General features: G+C 41.7%; 11 protein-coding genes. All 11 read left to right on the forward strand.

Going from position 1 to position 19,007, the window contains the following annotated elements:
• Nucleotide 1: 1 nt before the first annotated feature.
• The 11 genes from IPJ09_03535 (at nucleotide 2) to IPJ09_03585 (ending at nucleotide 19,001) form a co-directional block, all read left to right on the forward strand.
• Nucleotides 2-175, forward strand: coding sequence for a CcmD family protein (locus IPJ09_03535; protein ID MBK7370506.1), 174 nt, complete (start codon nucleotides 2-4; stop codon nucleotides 173-175).
• A gap of 6 nt (nucleotides 176-181) precedes the next feature.
• Nucleotides 182-1,603 carry a Glu/Leu/Phe/Val dehydrogenase gene (locus tag IPJ09_03540; protein MBK7370507.1) on the forward strand — a complete coding sequence of 474 codons (1,422 nt, stop codon included), beginning with the start codon at nucleotides 182-184 and terminating at the stop codon, nucleotides 1,601-1,603.
• A 56-nt stretch (nucleotides 1,604-1,659) separates the two neighbouring features.
• Nucleotides 1,660-2,136 carry an Lrp/AsnC family transcriptional regulator gene (locus IPJ09_03545; protein MBK7370508.1) on the forward strand — a complete coding sequence of 159 codons (477 nt, stop codon included), beginning with the start codon at nucleotides 1,660-1,662 and terminating at the stop codon, nucleotides 2,134-2,136.
• A 3-nt stretch (nucleotides 2,137-2,139) separates the two neighbouring features.
• Nucleotides 2,140-2,952 (forward strand): TraB/GumN family protein, encoded by an 813-nt coding sequence (locus tag IPJ09_03550; protein MBK7370509.1) that lies wholly within the window; start codon nucleotides 2,140-2,142, stop codon nucleotides 2,950-2,952.
• A gap of 63 nt (nucleotides 2,953-3,015) precedes the next feature.
• Nucleotides 3,016-5,337 (forward strand): TonB-dependent receptor, encoded by a 2,322-nt coding sequence (locus IPJ09_03555; protein MBK7370510.1) that lies wholly within the window; start codon nucleotides 3,016-3,018, stop codon nucleotides 5,335-5,337.
• A gap of 20 nt (nucleotides 5,338-5,357) precedes the next feature.
• Complete coding sequence (locus tag IPJ09_03560; protein MBK7370511.1) at nucleotides 5,358-6,308, forward strand: DUF4249 family protein; 951 nt, start codon at nucleotides 5,358-5,360, stop codon at nucleotides 6,306-6,308.
• Between the two features lie 207 nt (nucleotides 6,309-6,515).
• Nucleotides 6,516-7,763: a M28 family peptidase gene (locus tag IPJ09_03565; GenBank protein ID MBK7370512.1), complete on the forward strand. Its 1,248-nt coding sequence runs from the start codon at nucleotides 6,516-6,518 to the stop codon at nucleotides 7,761-7,763.
• Between the two features lie 526 nt (nucleotides 7,764-8,289).
• Nucleotides 8,290-14,910: a hypothetical protein gene (locus tag IPJ09_03570; protein ID MBK7370513.1), complete on the forward strand. Its 6,621-nt coding sequence runs from the start codon at nucleotides 8,290-8,292 to the stop codon at nucleotides 14,908-14,910.
• Nucleotides 14,858-16,660, forward strand: coding sequence for a hypothetical protein (locus IPJ09_03575; protein ID MBK7370514.1), 1,803 nt, complete (start codon nucleotides 14,858-14,860; stop codon nucleotides 16,658-16,660). Before IPJ09_03570 ends, IPJ09_03575 begins: the two co-directional genes overlap by 53 nt.
• Nucleotides 16,660-17,370, forward strand: coding sequence for a T9SS type A sorting domain-containing protein (locus IPJ09_03580; protein MBK7370515.1), 711 nt, complete (start codon nucleotides 16,660-16,662; stop codon nucleotides 17,368-17,370). Before IPJ09_03575 ends, IPJ09_03580 begins: the two co-directional genes overlap by 1 nt.
• Before the next feature lie 302 nt (nucleotides 17,371-17,672).
• A complete protein-coding gene (locus IPJ09_03585; protein ID MBK7370516.1) occupies nucleotides 17,673-19,001 on the forward strand; it encodes a sugar porter family MFS transporter in 1,329 nt (442 codons plus the stop codon).
• Nucleotides 19,002-19,007: the final 6 nt, after the last annotated feature.

Here is a 19,007-nt window from a genome sequence, read left to right on the forward strand (position 1 = left end):
TATGAATCTAGCTATTTTTTCTTTCATTTTATGGCTCGCTGATGCTGACTTTTTAAGAAGTACCGGCAAGATTTATACAGTAGCCTTAGTAGCTCTTGTGATTTGGTTGACCATTTTATTTTATTTAATCAGACTGGAGAAAAAAATTAAAAATATCGAGGACCGTCTTAAATAACAACATATGAAAGAAGAAACTCAAATTAGTTTTTATGAATCTGTGAGCCGCAATTTTGATAAAGCGGCGGATTTTACCAGTTTGCCAAAAGGTCTTTTACGCCAAATAAAAGTGTGTAATTCCGTCTATCATATGAGTTTTCCTGTCAAAATTGGCGGAGAATTTCAGGTCGTCGAAGCCTATAGGGTTCAGCATAGCCACCACAGGATGCCAACCAAAGGGGGCATCAGGTTTAGTACCCATGTCAATCAGGAAGAAGTAATGGCACTTGCATCACTCATGACTTACAAGTGTGCTATCGTCGATGTACCATTTGGGGGTGCTAAAGGCGGGGTCAAAGTCAATCCTATGAAATTGAATGCTGAAGAAATGGAGCGAATCACCCGACGATATACCCTGGAGCTCATAAAGAAAAATTTTATTGGGCCGGGAATAGATGTACCCGCGCCGGACTATGGTACGAGTAGCAGGGAGATGGCCTGGATCTATGATACCTATATGACTTTTAAAGGAGGAGAGCCGGATGCCATAGCTTGTGTCACAGGCAAGCCAGAAAATCAATTTGGCATTCATGGCAGGACTGAAGCCACAGGTCGGGGCGTTTTTTATGGGATTCAGGAGTACTGTGATCAAGCTTCTGAAATGAAAGCCCTGAAAATGAGCAAAGGCACAAAAGGAAAAACCATGGTTATTCAAGGGCTTGGCAACGTAGGGAGCTATACTGGTACCATCTGTCAGGATGAAGGCGGCATCAAAGTAATCGCTGTATCTGAATATGAAGGCTCGATATACGATCCAAATGGCATTGACATTCATGCACTGATAGAATATCGAAAACAAAATGGGACCATTCTTGGCTTTGGCAAATCCAAAAAACTTAAAAGCAGATTTGCTGCCTTAGAGCTCGAATGCGATATTTTAGTTCCTGCAGCGCTGGAAAACCAGATCACAGGCCTCAATGCTTCAAAAATCAAAGCTAAAATTATAGCAGAAGCTGCCAATGGACCGGTCACTTCTGTAGCAGAAGACATTTTAGCCAAAAAGGGCATCATTATTATTCCGGATATGTATCTCAATGCAGGTGGAGTGACCGTATCATATTTTGAATGGCTCAAAAACCTGTCCCATATGCGATTTGGCAGAATAGAAAAACGCTTTGATCAAAGAGCTTATAGTAACCTGGTGGACCTGGTCGAAAAAACGACAGGTAAAACCATCAGTGAGCGAGAAAAAAATCTGGTCACCAGGGGAGCAGATGAGATCGACCTGGTGCGATCCGGATTGGAAGAAACTATGGTCAATTCACTTCATCAAATCTTGGATATCAAAAATAAAAACAAAAAAATTAAAAGTCTGAGGACCGCTGCTTTTGTATGTGCTCTAAATAAAATATCAAGTGACTATGAAAATATGGGAGTATTCCCGTAATTTTCGAAATTAAATTACCTATTTATATATTTACCTTTTATTTAAATTTTTTACAAATGACAGATTATCGATTAGACAAGACGGATTATCGAATCCTGAAGATCTTGCAGGAAAACAGTAAAATCGCTAACCTGGACCTCTCCAAAACCATTGGATTGTCACCAGCACCCACTCTCGAGCGAGTCAAAAAACTTGAACAGGCAGGGATCATTGCTTCATACCATGCTAAGTTGGATATCAAAGCAATGGGTCTTCAGGTTAAGACATTCGTATTAGTGTCCCTAAATTGGAAAAATCAGGACACCATGGATCGATTTCTTGAGAAAATCAGGCTGATCGATGAGGTGACTGAGGTCTATATCATCACCGGGGAAGCAGATGCATTGATCAAAATCATCTGTAAGGACATTCCTACTTATGAGCATATTTTGTTTAAGAAATTGTCTCAGATTGAAGAGATTGAGCGCTTAAAGAGCATGGTTACTTTGTCAACTGCCAAAGATTCTATGGTGCTTCCGCTTAAATACGATTAATACATGAAGGACGACCAGGCTTTGTTGTGGTATCTCCATCTCAAATCTGGATCTGATCAAGAAAAGTCTCCCGGGGCATATTTATTAGGCACTATGCACAGTGCACATGCATCTGCATTAATACATATGCCTCGGTTTACTCATTATATCTTACAGTCTAAGCATTATTATGCAGAATCAAATTTGGATAGCCCTATTTTTAAAAATGGGTTGAATCTGTCCTTACAGCCAAATAAAAATCTGGATGCTTTAATGGGCTCAAAATTATTTGCCAAAGCCAGTACACATCTTGAGCGCCATTATGACTTATTTCTCAATAGATTTAGTCATCTGCCTCCGATGATGATAAGTGCTTTGATTGGCGAAAAATTAATGGGGGCAACATCCGGACCAGCACTGGATATTCAATTGTGGAATATCGCAAAATCTCATGATTTGATCCTTGATGGCATTGAGTCTGCTCACGAACAATATGCTATTTATCGGCGCATTCCTATGGAATATCAGATCGGCCAATTAAAAGGGCTTCTTAAAAATATTTCTAAATCCACCTCCATGCTCTCTCGCCTGGCTGACGCATACCATGATCAGGATCTGATCAAATTATATAAACTCTCTAAAGCTAGCCTGGGCCCCATTCGGGATATATTATTGTATGAGCGCAATGAAGTCATGGCCAATCGAATTTTCTATTTGTTAAAAAATAATCAGGAACTCAGTTTTGTTGCAATTGGAGCTGCTCATTTGCCAGGTGTCAAAGGTGTTTTGAGGAAGCTGAAACAACTAGGCGTATCTTTGCAGGCCATCAGATTTTAAGTTTTGAATACAGCCCGATTTCCCTTAATTACTTTTCACTTTTTATCCTCCCAACTCCAGAATGTGTTGATTTTAGCGGCCACTGTTTTGTTTCTTTATCAGACTTCATATGCACAAGACTCTCAGCACACTATCAGTGGTTATATCAAAGATGTCGAAAATGGTGAGACCCTCATTGGGGCTAATATCTATTTAAAAAATAAGCCTGGTATCGGGACTACGGCCAACAATTATGGATTTTATTCTCTAACCCTGGCGGAAGGGGAGTATACTTTGGTGTTTTCCTATTTGGGGTTTCAGGATCAGGAAATAGCAGTCAAATTGGTCTCCGATAAAAAAATTAATATCAATTTAACATCCGGAGTCTTACTAAAAGAATTGATAGTAGAAGAAAATTCGAGTATCGACCAGGTACAGAATACTTCTATGGGGAGGATAGAGCTTTCTACGGAAAATGTCAAAAAAATACCTGCTTTGCTGGGAGAAGTGGATGTCTTGAAAACTTTGCAATTATTGCCCGGAGTATCGTCTTCTGATGAGGGTAGTGCGGGATTTTATGTCAGGGGTGGTGGTGCCGATCAAAATCTTTTACTCCTCGACGAAGCGCCAGTGTATAATTCAGGTCACATGCTTGGTTTTTTTAGCATATTCAACTCGGATGCTATCAAAAATACTACGCTGATCAAGGGCAGCATGCCCGCCAATTATGGTGGCAGACTATCCAGTGTGATAGACATTCAAATGAAGGAGGGCAATGACAAGCATTATGCAGCAGAGGGAGGTATAGGCTTGATCTCTTCCCGCCTGACAATAGAAGGCCCTATCGATCGGGAGCGAAGCTCGTTCATTGTGTCTGCCCGAAGAACTTATGCTTTGGATCTTGCACAACCTGCGATCAATAAAACTGACTTTGCCGGTACCAATTATTATTTCTATGACCTGAATGCCAAATTCAATTACCGGTTTTCTGATAGAGATCATATTTATTTTAGCGGATACTTTGGTCGTGATATACTCAGGTATAACTCCAGCGATTTAGGGTTTAAATTGAATATGCCTTATGGCAACAATACCGCCACTTTCAGATGGAATCATCTGGTCAGCAAAAAAATGTTTATGAACACTACCTTATTGTACAATGGGTATGATTTTAAGCTAACTGGTGAGCAGGATATATTTCAATTCCAGGTCACTAATGGAGTCAGGGATTATCAGGCAAAATTGGATTTGGACTATTATCCAAGACCTGGTCGGTTTATCCGGTTTGGAGGGAATATTATTCACCATAAGTTTACGCCCAACCTGGTGCAAGGGCGGAGTGGAGAGGTAGACTTTACCAGCGGTTTTCAATCCAAGTACGGTCTGGAGTCAGCCATCTATTATCAGGATGAGATCAAATTGTCCAGGGTCATTACAGTCAATCTTGGTTTGAGGTTGAGTCGATTTGATCAGGTAGGCCCTTATACATTTCCGGATAAGACTTATAATGATTTGCAGCCGATTAAGACCTATTCGGCACTGGAACCGAGATTGTTTTCTACCATATTGCTCAACCCGGTGACCTCCATCAAGCTTGGTTACAACCGTAATGCCCAATATGCTCACCTGGTAACCAACAGTGCCAGTACGTTGCCGACGGATGTTTGGGTGGCAAGTTCTACTGCAGTCAAACCCCAGATTGGTCATCAATGGTCCATAGGCTGGTTTAAATCTTTGGACAACGGATACTGGAATGTGTCTGTGGAAACTTTTTATAAAATCCTGCAAAATCAAATTGACTATAAGGAGACTTATACCAGTAATCAATCTGTGGAATTAGAAGAAGCTTTTGTATTTGGTAAAGGGGCTGCCTATGGGGCCGAATTATTTTTACAAAAACAAAAAGGCAGTCTAACCGGTTGGCTAGGGTATACCTATACGCGAAGCTGGAGATCATTTAAAGATATTGAAGGAGGTAGAAAGTATCCAGCTTCTTTCGAAAAACCGCATGATCTCGAGCTTGTACTCAATTATGAGCTTTCCAAAAAATGGAACTTCGGTTCTACTTTTGTCTATGGTACGGGCAAGCCCTTTACTCCACTCCGCAGTGTGTATTATATAGACCAGGCATTGGTGACAAGATATGGACCTAGAAACAGTGCCAGATACCAGGATTATCATCGTATGGACCTGGCGGCCAACTTTACTCCAAGACCCAATTCAACTAAAAAATTTAAAAGTACCTGGGCTTTCTCTATTTATAATGTATACAATCGTAAGAACCCGTTTTTTATTAATTACGACCTGGATTCTGACCTGGCCACCGGCAGAGCAAAAGCGACTGCCTACAAGATCTCCCTGTTTCCTGTCATCCCTTCAGTAACGTGGAATTTTAAATGGAATTAATGATCAACTTTTGTCGAAATATGCATAAATTAAATGGCTCCGGCCCGACATCTGTTTTGATGATTGTGCTGGGCCTTCTTTTGTTTTCAAGATGCCAATCAGAATTTATACCGGATAATATCAATCTATCTCCTGAACTGGTGGTCGAAGGTTTTATCGAATATGCAGATGATGCATTGCCTCCCTACATTTTATTGACTCAGAGTCGCCCCTTTTTTACCAGTCTCTCTGTGGACCAACTGGATAATCTGTTTGTACATAATGCTTCTGTTGGTGTCACTTTCGGAGCGAAACGAGTTCCATTGAATGAAATCTGCCTGAATGACCTCACCCCTGATCTAAAGCGTCAGATATCCTTCCAGCTCGGTATCAATCCCGATAGTTTGCAGGTCAATATCTGTGCTTATATCGATCTCTCTGGCCAGCTTATTCCTAAAGAAGGCGAGACTTACACTTTAGATATTCAATCGAATGGCCAGGAGATAAAAGCGGTCACTACCATTCCTAGATATGTGCCCTTAGATACTTTGTGGTGGAAAGAAGCACCCGGCAAACCGTCAGATACCTTGCTACAACTATTGACCAGGGTCAAAGAGCCAGCTGGTGAAAAAAATTTTTACAGATATTTTTGTAGTATCAACAATGGACAAGAGCGCAGCCCATTCAATTCCGTCTATGACGATGCCCTGATCGATGGCAAAGATTTTGAATTTAGATTGGTCAGGCCTGATGCACCTGGTGAAAAATTTGACCAGAGTACTTTCGGCCTATTTCACATCGGAGACAGTATCGCTGTAAAATGGTCTACCATTGACGAGGCTCATTTTAATTTTTGGAATACCCTCGAGTTTAATAAAGGCAGCCAGGGCCCATTTTCTTCTTATACCACCATCAATAGTAATATCATCGGAGGATTGGGGATCTGGGGAGGTTATAATTCAAGGACTTATCATCTGAAAGTACAGAGATAAATAGCTGCGGAGTTCTGCTTTGAAGAAAAAAATTACAGTAGTATCACTTACCAAAATATATATTACACCGTTTCTCCGTTCCAGAGGAGTTTCACTTCGAACTTGACTATTTTTATCCTTTCCGGAGTAGTTTCACTCCGACTCCAACGATTTTTAATTCAATACATCCAAGCAACACATTTGTTTTCACTTGACTAAATTTGCATCATGAAATTATTAAAACATATTCTTGTCCTTGCGATCATAGCTCCCTTTTTGTCTTTCGGCCAGGACCTTTCGACTCCCTTGATGAAAACCAAAGTCGATGTGGTCTACCTTTCATCAGATTTGCTGGAAGGTCGTGCGACGGCTTCCATGGGTGAACAACTTGCATCTGAATACATCATTTCCAGGTTTAAAGGTCTTGGACTAAGACCAGCAGCGCCAGATGGCACTTGGATTTATCCTTTTATGTATCGGGAAAAAGCTCATCCACATGATACTTCTAACTCCGGCCCGGTTAAGACAGGTCATAATGTATTAGGTAAAATTGATAATGGCAGTGCTACCACGGTCATTGTAGGAGCTCATTATGACCACCTGGGCATGGGTGGACCGGGATCGGGTTCACTAGCCGCCAACGAAATAGCTATACACAACGGTGCTGATGACAATGCTTCCGGGGTAGCTGCAATGCTGGCTATTGCAGAAAAATTAAAAAACAATCCCGCAGCAAAAAACAATAATTATTTATTCATCGCTTTTTCCGGCGAAGAGTTGGGACTCTATGGTTCCAATGCCTATTCTAAAGATCCGGCTTTTGACATGACTTCCATCAATTATATGATCAATCTGGATATGGTAGGTCGGCTCGGCACTTCTGACAAAACCATTGCGGTCAGTGGAGTAGGGACTTCATCTGCCTGGAAGCCCATGCTTGAAAACAACGCAGTGCTCCGTGGTATCAAAATCTCAGCGACCGAGTCTGGACAGGGCCCCTCTGATCATACTTCTTTTTACCTTAGAGGCATTCCTGTATTACATTTGTTCACAGGCCAACATAAAGATTATCACAAACCAAGCGATGATGCACCCCTCATCAATTATGAAGGTATCCTCGAAGTGGCAGACCTGGTCACGGATATCATTGAATCTAAAAATGCCGGCTCAAAACTGGACTTTATCAAGACCAAAGACGAATCTGGTCGTAGATCTACCAGTTTCAAAGTCACCATGGGCATCATGCCCGATTACCTCTACCAGGATGGCGGTATCCGCCTGGATGGTGTGACTGATGGTAAACCTGCTGCTTTGGCCGGACTCAAACAAGGAGATATTGTATTGAAAGTCGGTGATACAAAAATAATGGATATGAATTCTTACATGGAGGTTTTGGGTAAGCACGAAAAAGGTGACAAAGTCAAGGTCCTTTTTAAACGCGACGGAAAAGAACAGGAGTTGGACCTTGTTTTCTAGTGACAAGCAATGTTTCTGGCTACCTACTGTCTTGCGAATCACAAACAATTCTTCCTCGACATTTCATGTTGTATACTGATAGCCAAATAATCTACGAACGGAACATTTAAAATCTGTGTATCGAAAAAATTGACCGATGGCACCGCTCATATTTGGAAAACCGGATGTCCTGGATCTTAGCGCTTGAATAGACTTTTCTATTTCCAGCGGGCTGCTTCATCTTCCTAAGAATCCTTTTCTCACAGCCTGGAAGTCACATTTACAAATATTTATACATAACCGAATAATTTAATATACTATGTTTTAAGAGTAAAATATTGTATATATTATTAATATTTGTATATATTATTGATTTTTAATGATATAAGTTATAATAGATGACAAAAGTTTTCTTTCTTTATGTCAAATTCTTTGTGCACACTTCAAATCACAAAATTTTATAAATGTACCCAACAAGAACCATCATAAACTTTCCTTCTGGAATAATTCGGTTCTCTAATTTCTTTTTTTCCTTAAACCGTTCAATATGAACCTGAAATCTAGCTTATTCACATTATCACTTTTGATCTTTGGAGCTTATTATATCCTTAGACATGATGAAGTTCCTTTTTTAGCTAAGTCCATTGATACAAATCAAATAGATGTGCAATATCAATTTTCAATGCCTCCAACTTCTAATGTAATCTATAGAGAAGTTTTTTCATTTACAACGGATTCAGCTGCCGGAGGGCCCCAGGCCCTGGCACAAGGGTGGGAAGGATATCGCAACGGAGCGACCGCAAATTCATTTCAAATATTCAAAAACACTTTGCCTGCATTGCCACCACCCCATATGGTGGACATAGCTTCCAATCCCCAAGGCCTGGTAGATAGTAGTTTTGGTTTTTGGAGCCCTACCAATGTTTCTGGCGTTTCGATATATACATCTGAAATCGGCTCCCTTAATTGTGATGCTCAGTTAATTACTGGAATAAAATGGCAAACTAAGAGCAGCAACTCCGGAAGTGGTACCAATTATACACCTTTAAATAGCTCATCCACCAGTGGCAAGACCAGAGCACTGATTAAAGTCAATGGTGTCTGGTATGCATCAGCTGATTCGGTCAATATTGCCAACAGTCCTGATGATAATACCTGGTTGACATATTCCATTGATCTCACGACTACGCTTTGGGGTAGATTGTGTCTGGGTGGAGCAGATTGTGGCAATGGAGATGCAGCTGGCGCCAAAGGACCAAGAAAAATAAATTCAATATTTTATCCTTTACAAAATAAGCCTGTCGGAAATGTTGAAGCTATAGGGATTTTTGTTGATTTTTTTATTGGCAAATATCGAATGGGGAATTTTGAAGTGAGTGGCTTAAAAACTGCCCTAAAGACCAGCATCAATGGTGTAGCTGTAATTTCTAACAACCAGGATGGTATTTCTGACTCCGCTGCGTTAGAAGTCTGTTCATTTGCGAATAATATCGTCTTTGATTCATTCTCCGTTCAAAATGGAGTTAACGATCCGCTTCTCAAAGTTTACCAATCATATACAGCCACTAATGTTACTGTTCCATTCTGCAATAATTGCTCAGCAACACCAGCAGCATTTTTGGGTGCCATGGGTACGGCAGCTCTGATTGACCCGACTATGCCGGGAACTTTAATAATGTACTTCAGGCTATGGTCAGATCAAATTAGTAATGGTTCAATAGATATAACCGAACCGGTCGGTGATTCAATAGTTTACACCATCACTATTATTCCATCTGCTATCGATGGTAAAATTTATGTTGATTCTTCTGCAACCGGCCTTAATAATGGATTGACATGGGCCAATGCTTATACTGATTTCCAAAGTGCGCTTAGCTCTAATATTTGTAATGTTGACTCCATATTGGTAGCCAAAGGCACTTATTATCCTGCAGCTGCACCTCCACCAACCTATAATTTTTATACTGATTTCTGTAATGGCCAGAACAACGCAATTATTACGGCAGGTAATGATAGCATTTCTATTAAATTCCTTACAAACAATATCGAATATGTAAAAATTTGGAATAGTAGTTATTCAACTTTCATTCATCCTCAATTAGATATGAGCTATTTATGCGATACTACTACCTCGGGTCATGCTGTTCCAAATTGTGATCAAGGGATAACTATTTCTGTAAATCTACCACCTGGAACCTATAGAGTGGTAACCAATTATTTTTCCCCTGAAGTTGGAGATTGTTATGTCAATCATTCCAATGGCGATGCAGTCATTATACCTGCCATAGGACTTCCAGATCGCACTATTTCATTTAATATTCCGGACTCTACCGTAGTTATGGGTGGTTTTTCATCCGGAGGCATGGGTCCGAGAAACTGGGTATGCAATAAAACCATTCTCTGTGGCGATATAGACCAGGACGGCACCAATAGTAATAATAGTTATCACGTAGTGACGACCACAAATGTATCAGAGGCTACTGTTGTAGATGGTTTCTGTATCACAGGTGGCAAGGCGGATGGGACATTTCCAAATAACGGTGGAGGAGGCTGGTACAACAATGGTAGTGGATCTGGTAATCGATCAAATCCAACTTTGAATAATATCGTGATCAGTGGAAATGTTGCTAGTGGAGGTGGAGGTGGGATGTATAATAATGGCGACGAAAACGGCACAAGTAGCCCTATTTTAACCAATGTAGTAATCAGCGGAAATATTGCGGAAACTGGTGGAGGTGGTGGGATTCTTAATAGTGGCCTTCGAGGTACTAGTAGTCCCATTTTAACTAATGTGGTAATCAGTGGCAATATTGCCAATCGTGGGGGCGGTATGTTTAATGCTAGTGACGGTTTTGGTTCCCCAGGCACGTGTAGTCCCATTTTAACCAATGTGGTGATCAGTGGAAATAATGCAAATCTCTTTGGCGGCGGGATGTATAATTCTGCCACAAGTAATGGCATTAGTAGTCCCATTTTAACCAATTCTATTCTTTGGACTAATTCAGCACCAACAGGCCCAATAATCTCTGAAAATGATGCCTCTACTACTACTATCACCTACAGCATCATTCAAGCAGGCAGCCTTGATATAGGAACTACTATTTTATCACCTACCAATAAACCACAAGGCACCGATCCATTATTTGTTGATGCACCATTAGCCGGTGCTGCTCCTACTGCTGCTGGTGACTTTCATCTGACAAACAATTCTCCTGTCATCGATATGGGCGACGATGCTGCCAATACTTATCCGACTGATTTGGATGGCAAGCCACGTATAGTCCGCACCATTGATATGGGAGCTTATGAGTTTGATGGTATTTTTTGCGGTTTATTTACTTCCGGGCTTGTATATGTAGACTCTGCAGCCATTGGTATGAACGATGGATCTTCCTGGACTGATGCTTTTAAAGATCTTCAGGATGCCTTATTGGCACTGGCCACCTGTCAGGGAGTAGATACCATTAAGGTTGCAAAAGGAACGTATTATCCCAGCAGTCCTGACACCACCATAGATGTCTGTTCAGGTATGATGATGATCACCCCAGCCAATAGAGCGGAAAGTTTTAACATATTGGACTCTACAGTTATCCTGGGCGGTTATTTGGTATTTGAAGGAATTGCATTGAATCGGGATCCTCATTGTAATAAGACTATCCTGTGCGGCGAGATCCAACAGGATAACGATAATACCAATAACAGTTATCACGTAGTGACTACTTTCGATGTGAGCGATCAGACTGTGGTGGATGGCTTTTGCATCACCGGCGGTAGAGCGGATGAACAAACAATGCCTCATAATTCAGGTGGCGGATGGTATAATGATGGTTCAGGAGAGGGAAGTTCTAACCCAACGATCGTCAACTGCCAATTTATTGAAAACATGGCCAGAAATGGTGGCGCTATGATTAATCTTGGTACGGATGCAGGTGAAGCCAGTCCTCAATTAATAAATTGCGAATTTCTGGGTAATAGTGCAGCGAACCGAGGAGGTGCCATGGTCAATGATGCCAATAATGGTGGAACCAGTAGTCCTGAATGTATTAATTGTATTTTTTCAGGCAATAAATGTAATCAGGATGGCGGTGCTGTTTTTAACTCATCTTCTAGTGGTGGTCGCAGTCGTCCGGATTTTATCAATTGTTCGTTTAATGGTAACCTTGCAGTGGATAATGGAGGAGCGATGTATAACAATGCGACAGGTGCTCAGCAGAATTCTAGCAATACTGCACCAAGAATTGGCAATTCTATATTCTGGAACAATGCAGCAACCAATGGAAATGTATTTTTCAATAGAAAGACAGGAGGAAGTAATGCCGCACCTGCGGTAAGGTATTGCATCATCCAGGGTGGTCCTACAATCAATGATATCTCTGTAACTGGAGGAAATGATAATATTACCATGTCATCTGATAATAAATTTGTGGATCCTTTATTTATGATGGCGCCTTTGGCAGCTGCCGCACCAACTACAGATGGAGATTTCCATGTCATGTTTTTGTCTCCAGCCATTGATATGGGTAACAATTCTTATAACACTTTCGGGACAGATCTGGATGGACTAAATCGTATCGTTAACGGCATTATCGATATTGGTCCATATGAGAAGTTGTTAAATTGCGATACAGATACTTTATATGTTAATAAGGATGGTAGTGTACCTGATTTACCGGTTGATTCATTATTATTGGATACTATACCGGAAGGATATCATTTGATCGTAATGGATGATGGGGTTGCTTCAGAATATCTTGATACGGAGAGCATCCCTTTTGATTGTGATGATAAGGGAGCAAATGACCTGCAATTATGGTTAACCAATAACTGTGATACCATTGATTTATGTCATAAGATAGTGGTAGTCCTGGATACTTTCCCCAAAGACTTAGTAGGTAATGATCAGCTCAATGTCTCCCTCGATCAGAACTGTATGAAAGTACTTGGTCCAGACGATCTGCTTCAAAATGTACAAGGCTGCAGGAATGCTTTTGAGGTCACACTTATCTATCCCTATGGTACCAATACCTACGATCCACCCACCAAAGTAGACATCAGCCATGTCGGTTATTGTATGGTGTATAGTGTTCGCGATATAGCCACCAATAATAAAACCTGGGGCAAGATCTGCGTTGAAGACAAAGCCCCTCCACGGTTAAATTGTGCAAATGATACGGTCTCCTGTTTCGAATTCAATGACCTGCCACTCCTAGCTGAGCCGACTAATGATTGTAGCGGTGACGAAGTCAAATTACTCAGCGACAAATGGGTAGACTGGGGTTGTGACTCTGCCTACCTAGGTTATGTAGAACGAACCATCTGGGGCAGTGACCGCTGGAAAAACAGTCGTACTTGTACCAGTACGATTTATATTAAGAAGACCAGCCTGGATAGTGTAGATTGCCCTCAAGGATTTGATTTTCCTTGTACGATCACTCATCAATTGGGTAGTTATGCTACTCCGAAAGAATTGAAAGTACCTATTCAAATCGATCAGAAAAAATTGACTCCGGAATTTTTACTTAGTCTTCAAAAAGCAACCTGGGAGTTTAAAGACGGCACCAAAGACAAAGTACTCCATCCATCGATTTCGGTTGTGCCCAATGTGGACGGACACAGCGTGTACCTGGCCGCGTCCGGCATATGTAAAATCAATGCGACCTATACCGACAAGCCATTAGCCATCTGTGGTACTGGAGTAAAAATCCGCCGTGAATGGACCATACTGGATTGGTGTACCGTGACAGAAAAGACTTGTGTACAGTACCTGTCCATCGATGATAAAGTGGCACCAGTACCTACCAATAAAGAATTAGGTGTGGTAGCATCCAGCCCGCACGATTGCGGCCAATATGTAGATCTGCCGGCACTGGCATACAAAGATTGTAATGATGTCAAGCAAACTTATTCGGTGAGTATTCAGGAAGAAGGTATTACCCGCGTATTGAGTGGAGATCTGCCAGCCAGTCGTATCTGGCTACCGGTGGGATATTTTAGCATCGATGTCCGCCTGGTAGATGCATGCTACAATGAAAGTTTTGGCAAAATAGAGATAGCAGTCGTTGACATTACGCCACCGACACCGATTTGTGTTGAAGTGACTCAAACCACCGTTGACCCGGCTACTTGCTGGTCAGCGATCGCCGCCAAAGATCTGGATAATGGATCAAGAGACAACTGCTGCAATGTGTTACACTTTGCAGCTGCTCCTATGGACAGCATCACCTATTGGAGAAATTATTGGAATACTACCCTGGAAACAGAAGTGGGTAAAGAAGCCTTCTGGAAGGATAAAGACAATTATGATGCGCTTATCGAAGATTGGATCAATTGTTATGTATTCAGCGATACGGTGCATTTTGATGAGTGCGGTACGAATCAGGTAGTACTCCGAGTGTATGAAGCTTGTGGTGTACCAAGGTTTGACCCGCATATTTTTCCATGTAGCCCACATGCATGGTTCTGTTACAATACTTATTTGCACCTTGGGGATTTTAATTACAATTGGTTTGATTCTAAAGGGCCGAAATCGTGCAATTACAGGCCAGGCCTTACATCGGTCAGTAAACTGGATGAGCGCTATGCAGGTTATTATACCAAGGGCTATTTTGAACCCAAATATATAGGGGCAGCGCAGTACGACTATTGCCAGGTGCCTTTCTATTTCCCCAATCTAATCGCACAATGCGATAATGTGCATAAAGTAGAGACTCCACCAGGCAAATATTGTTCTCAAAGACTGTACAATGATTGTATGGTGACGGTATTAGTTGATGACAAACAAGCTCCGGTAGTCAATCATCTCGAAGATGTAACGATCTATTGTGATGGAGCTCCTGACTATGCCGGCTACCCAAATTGCGAACACAGCGAACGCTTTGATAAATGGCCTCTCCAATTAAAAGATTCCAAAGGAGTGGTGCATGGGTACTATGGAGGATCAGACTTTTTAGGTATTCATACGGATCCGGCCGATCACAGTGATCCGGATGCCTGCGAATTCAATAAAGGCTGGGCTCCGATCTATTGCAGAAGTTGGTTGTACATAGATAGCTTCCCTGCCCGACAGTCAGGCGGGATCAGGCAGGACATGTCAATCCAAAGATTATTTCTCGACATTGGTCAAGGTCGACAAAAAACGACCACTCGATCATGTATTAAAATCCAATGAGTTTACGATCACGGACAACTGTCGTTTGGATGATGCGACGCTTACCGTAGTGGATAATGGTACGCTCAACGGTTGCAGCGAAGGCTGGATCCAGCGCAGTTGGACGATCAAAGACAAGTGTGGTAATGCAGTAACTGCTACCCAGAAGATCATCGTCAAACATCGCAGTGATTTCGAAGTAATCTTCCCTGAAGATAAAGTAGTGACCTGTGATCCCGATGGTTCGGGATTGAATCGCACCGATACGGGTCACGCAGGAGTTCCAATAATTAAGGATGACGAGTGTGAACAAATCGGGGTGAGATATTCCGATGAAATATTCACGGTAGAGGATTCTGCCTGTTACAAGATTGTCCGCACCTGGACACTCATCGACTGGTGTATCTACGATCCAAATCAACATAGTCACTATCCTGATGTGATCGTCAATGATTCATTGAGGGCCAATAGTACTAACCGTTCATGTGTGTACCGCAATATCAAAGACAACAATGACGGATATATGACCTATGTGCAAATCATCAAGGTGATCGATGAGACTCCGCCGGTAGTGACTACCAGGGATACCACGGTATGTGTATACAGTGACAATTGTTTGGTAAGTGTAGTGATTCCGCTGAGTGCAACAGACAATTGTGCTGCCGCATCGGATATCAGATTCCGTTATTTCATCGACTTGAATGCAACCGATGCGGTCTACAATGGAAGACTGTTTGATAAGGCCAGTATAGATCAGGGTGGTACACAGTATGTCAAAGACTTCGTCTTTTTATTAGGCGCTCCTGGCAGACATGTGGTGCATGTAGTGGGTATAGACAATTGTGGCAATGCAGATACTTCCAGCTTCAGATTTGAAATCAAGGATTGCAAAAAACCGACACCATATTGCTACAATGGCATCGCCACGGTCATCATGCCGAGCAATGGCCAGGTCACCGTCTGGGCCAAGGACCTCAATCTCAACAGCAGTGACAATTGTACACCGGCTGCGGATTTGAAATACAGTTTCTCTGCTGATGTCACTACAGCCAGCAAACAGTTTACCTGTGCAGAAATGACCATCGACGGTCAAAACCAAATCTTTGAAGTAGAGATCTGGGTGACGGACAAAGCCGGCAACCAGGATCTGTGCAAGACCTATATCAAACTCCAGGACAATGCCGATGTAGCTGGTGGACTACCGCAAGGAGCTTGTAAAGATACCACCACCTCACTGGCATCCATCAGTGGCAAACTGCTGACAGAAGATCAGCAGGGTGTAGAATCTGCAACCGTGCAAATTAAATCTGCTACGCCATCCGGTATCCCAGCGTGGAAGAGCAGCATCGATGGCAGCTATCAGTTTAATTCTATTCCTACATCCGGCAGTTATAGTATCTCCGCCATGCGGGATGACAATCCGATGAATGGAGTATCGACCCTCGACCTGGTATTGATCCAGAAACATATACTTGGTACGGAGCGATTCACTTCACCGTACAAGATCATCGCTGCTGATGCAGACAATGATCAGAATGTAAGTGCGATCGATCTGATCGAACTTCGAAAATTAATCCTGGGTCTATACGACAAACTACCTAACAACACCAGTTGGAAGTTTGTACCTAAGTCTTATCGGTTTGATGATATCCTCAACCCCTGGTCCGCACCAAACGAAGAGCAAATCGTAGTTGCGCAAGGAGCTATGGTCAAGATTTTGTTGGTATCAAAATCGGGGATGTCAATGCCACTGCAGCACCTCACAGCCTGATGAATACAGAAGTAAGAGGCAGTGGTTCAGGATTGATCTTAGAAGTAAAAGATCGCACCTTCAAAGCCGGAGAGCGGGTAGAAGTATCATTCACTTCACCCAATTTTAAAGGAATATCAGGTTTCCAGGGAACTATGTCAATAGGCAATAAACAATTGGCAATAGACAAAATAGAACCAGGAAGTCTACATGTATCAGATCATAATTTTGGTCGAAGATGGGAAAATGAAGGCCTTATCACCATGAGCTGGAATACCAATCGTAGCATAGATCTTGAGGACAAAGATGTATTATTCACTTTAGTCTTCACTGCTCAGAGTTCTGGCAGCTTGTCAGAAGTGCTTCGAGTCAGTTCACAAAAGACATTGGCGGAGAGCTATGAAGGCAAAGGAGAATTGGGCAATCTATCGATCAGGTTTGTCAGCCAAAACGGACAGGAGATCACTACAAAATCAGCGTTGTATCAAAACTATCCCAATCCATTTGATAACCGTACCGTGATCGGCATCAATCTTGCTGAGCAGTGTAGAGGCACCTTCAAAGTGACTGACATCACGGGTCGTACGATCAAAAAGATCGAAAAGGAATGGGCTAAAGGATATAATGAAGTGTGGATTGATCGTCGGGAGATGAAAGCCAGCGGAGTGTTGTATTATAGTTTTGAAGGCGGATCTTTTAGGGCTACGAAGAAAATGATAATTATGGAATAATAGCTCCAACAAGCAATTGCATTGCGTCCTTTAGGACTATATTATTCCATGATTATCATGCTAACCGAAGCGTCAGTATGATTATTCTCGAATAGCCTTCATTATACTTCAAAATAAGAAAAAATAGCCTTTATAAATATAGAGGCTATTTTTTTTTGGTTTGTTAGCACTTGGTGACTCCTTTGTCATGTACTGATTTGGGTAGCACCATACTTCACAAGATTAGACGAAGTTGAATCAATTCGAGTGGTACTTCCAATAATCAGGCAGAATATCTTACATTTGGCTTAAATGAATTGAATATGAAAAATGTAAAAGGTAATGTCTTGTTTTGGTCTTTGTCCGTATCCTTAGGCGGTTTATTATTTGGGTTTGATACCGCAGTGATATCTGGTGGTGAACAAGCTATCCAGAAACTTTGGAGCTTAAGTAATTTTATGGTGGGCCAAATGGTGGCCATGGGCTTATATGGCACTATTGTAGGCGCTTTATTTGGAGGTATACCCGCTGAAAAATATGGACGAAAATGGACGCTGCTCATCATTGGTATATTCTTTTTAATTTGTGCTATCGGTTCGGCAATGGCCCCGGATGTATATACGCTCATGTTTTTTAGATTTATTGGGGGCTTAGGAGTAGGGGCTTCCTCAGTGGTGGCACCAATGTATATATCAGAAATTGCTCCCCAGGAAAAACGTGGTCAATTAACTGCTTTGTTCCAATTCAATCTCGTCCTTGGGATTCTATTAGCATATCTTTCAAATTATCTTATTGGCAACACTGGAGAACAGGCGTGGCGTGTCATGCGTGGGATCATGGCTATCCCTTCAATAGCTTTTATTATTTCTTTATTTTTTATTCCAGAAAGCCCGAGATGGTTGATCACCGTTAAAAAGAAAATAGAAGAGGCCAGAGCCATCCTGCATATTATAGACCCAACTACTGTGGAAGCTTCGATGGCTGCCATCCAGGCACCTACGAGCGGTGATGGATCTTCTTTTAAACAGTTTATTTCAGGCAAATTTAATTTCTCTATTCTGCTAGCTTTTTTGTTTGCATTTTTTAATCAATTATCCGGTATCAATGCGGTAATCTATTATGCGCCAAGAATCCTGGAAGAGACCGGACTAGGAGCTCAGACTGCATTGCTGTCAACAGCAGGTATTGGACTGGTCAATCTGATCTTCACTATGTTGGGCTTAAGAATGATTGATCGTTTTGGGCGTAAATATTTAATGTATATCGGCAGCCTTGGTTACATCATTTCGCTTTCAGCGATATCCATTGCATTTTTTTTAGGTAAGGGAAGTGCTTTGGTACCTATTTTATTATTTATGTTCATAGCTTCACATGCCATAGGCCAGGGAGCAGTGATCTGGGTCTTCATATCTGAGATATTTCCCAATAGAGTAAGGTCCTGGGGGGCATCCCTGGGTAGTAGCACTCATTGGTTATTTGCTGCACTCATTGCGGGTTTGTTTCCGTTTTTTAATGAAAAATTAGGCGGTGGGATCATTTTTGCATTTTTTGCAGTGATGATGGTTTTACAACTTTTGTTTGTGTGGAAAATCATGCCCGAAACCAAAGGAATTTCGCTGGAGGATTTGGAGAAAAAATTGACCAAGTCTTAAATACTG

The organism is Saprospiraceae bacterium (assembly GCA_016709995.1).
Classification (GTDB): domain Bacteria; phylum Bacteroidota; class Bacteroidia; order Chitinophagales; family Saprospiraceae; genus JADJLQ01.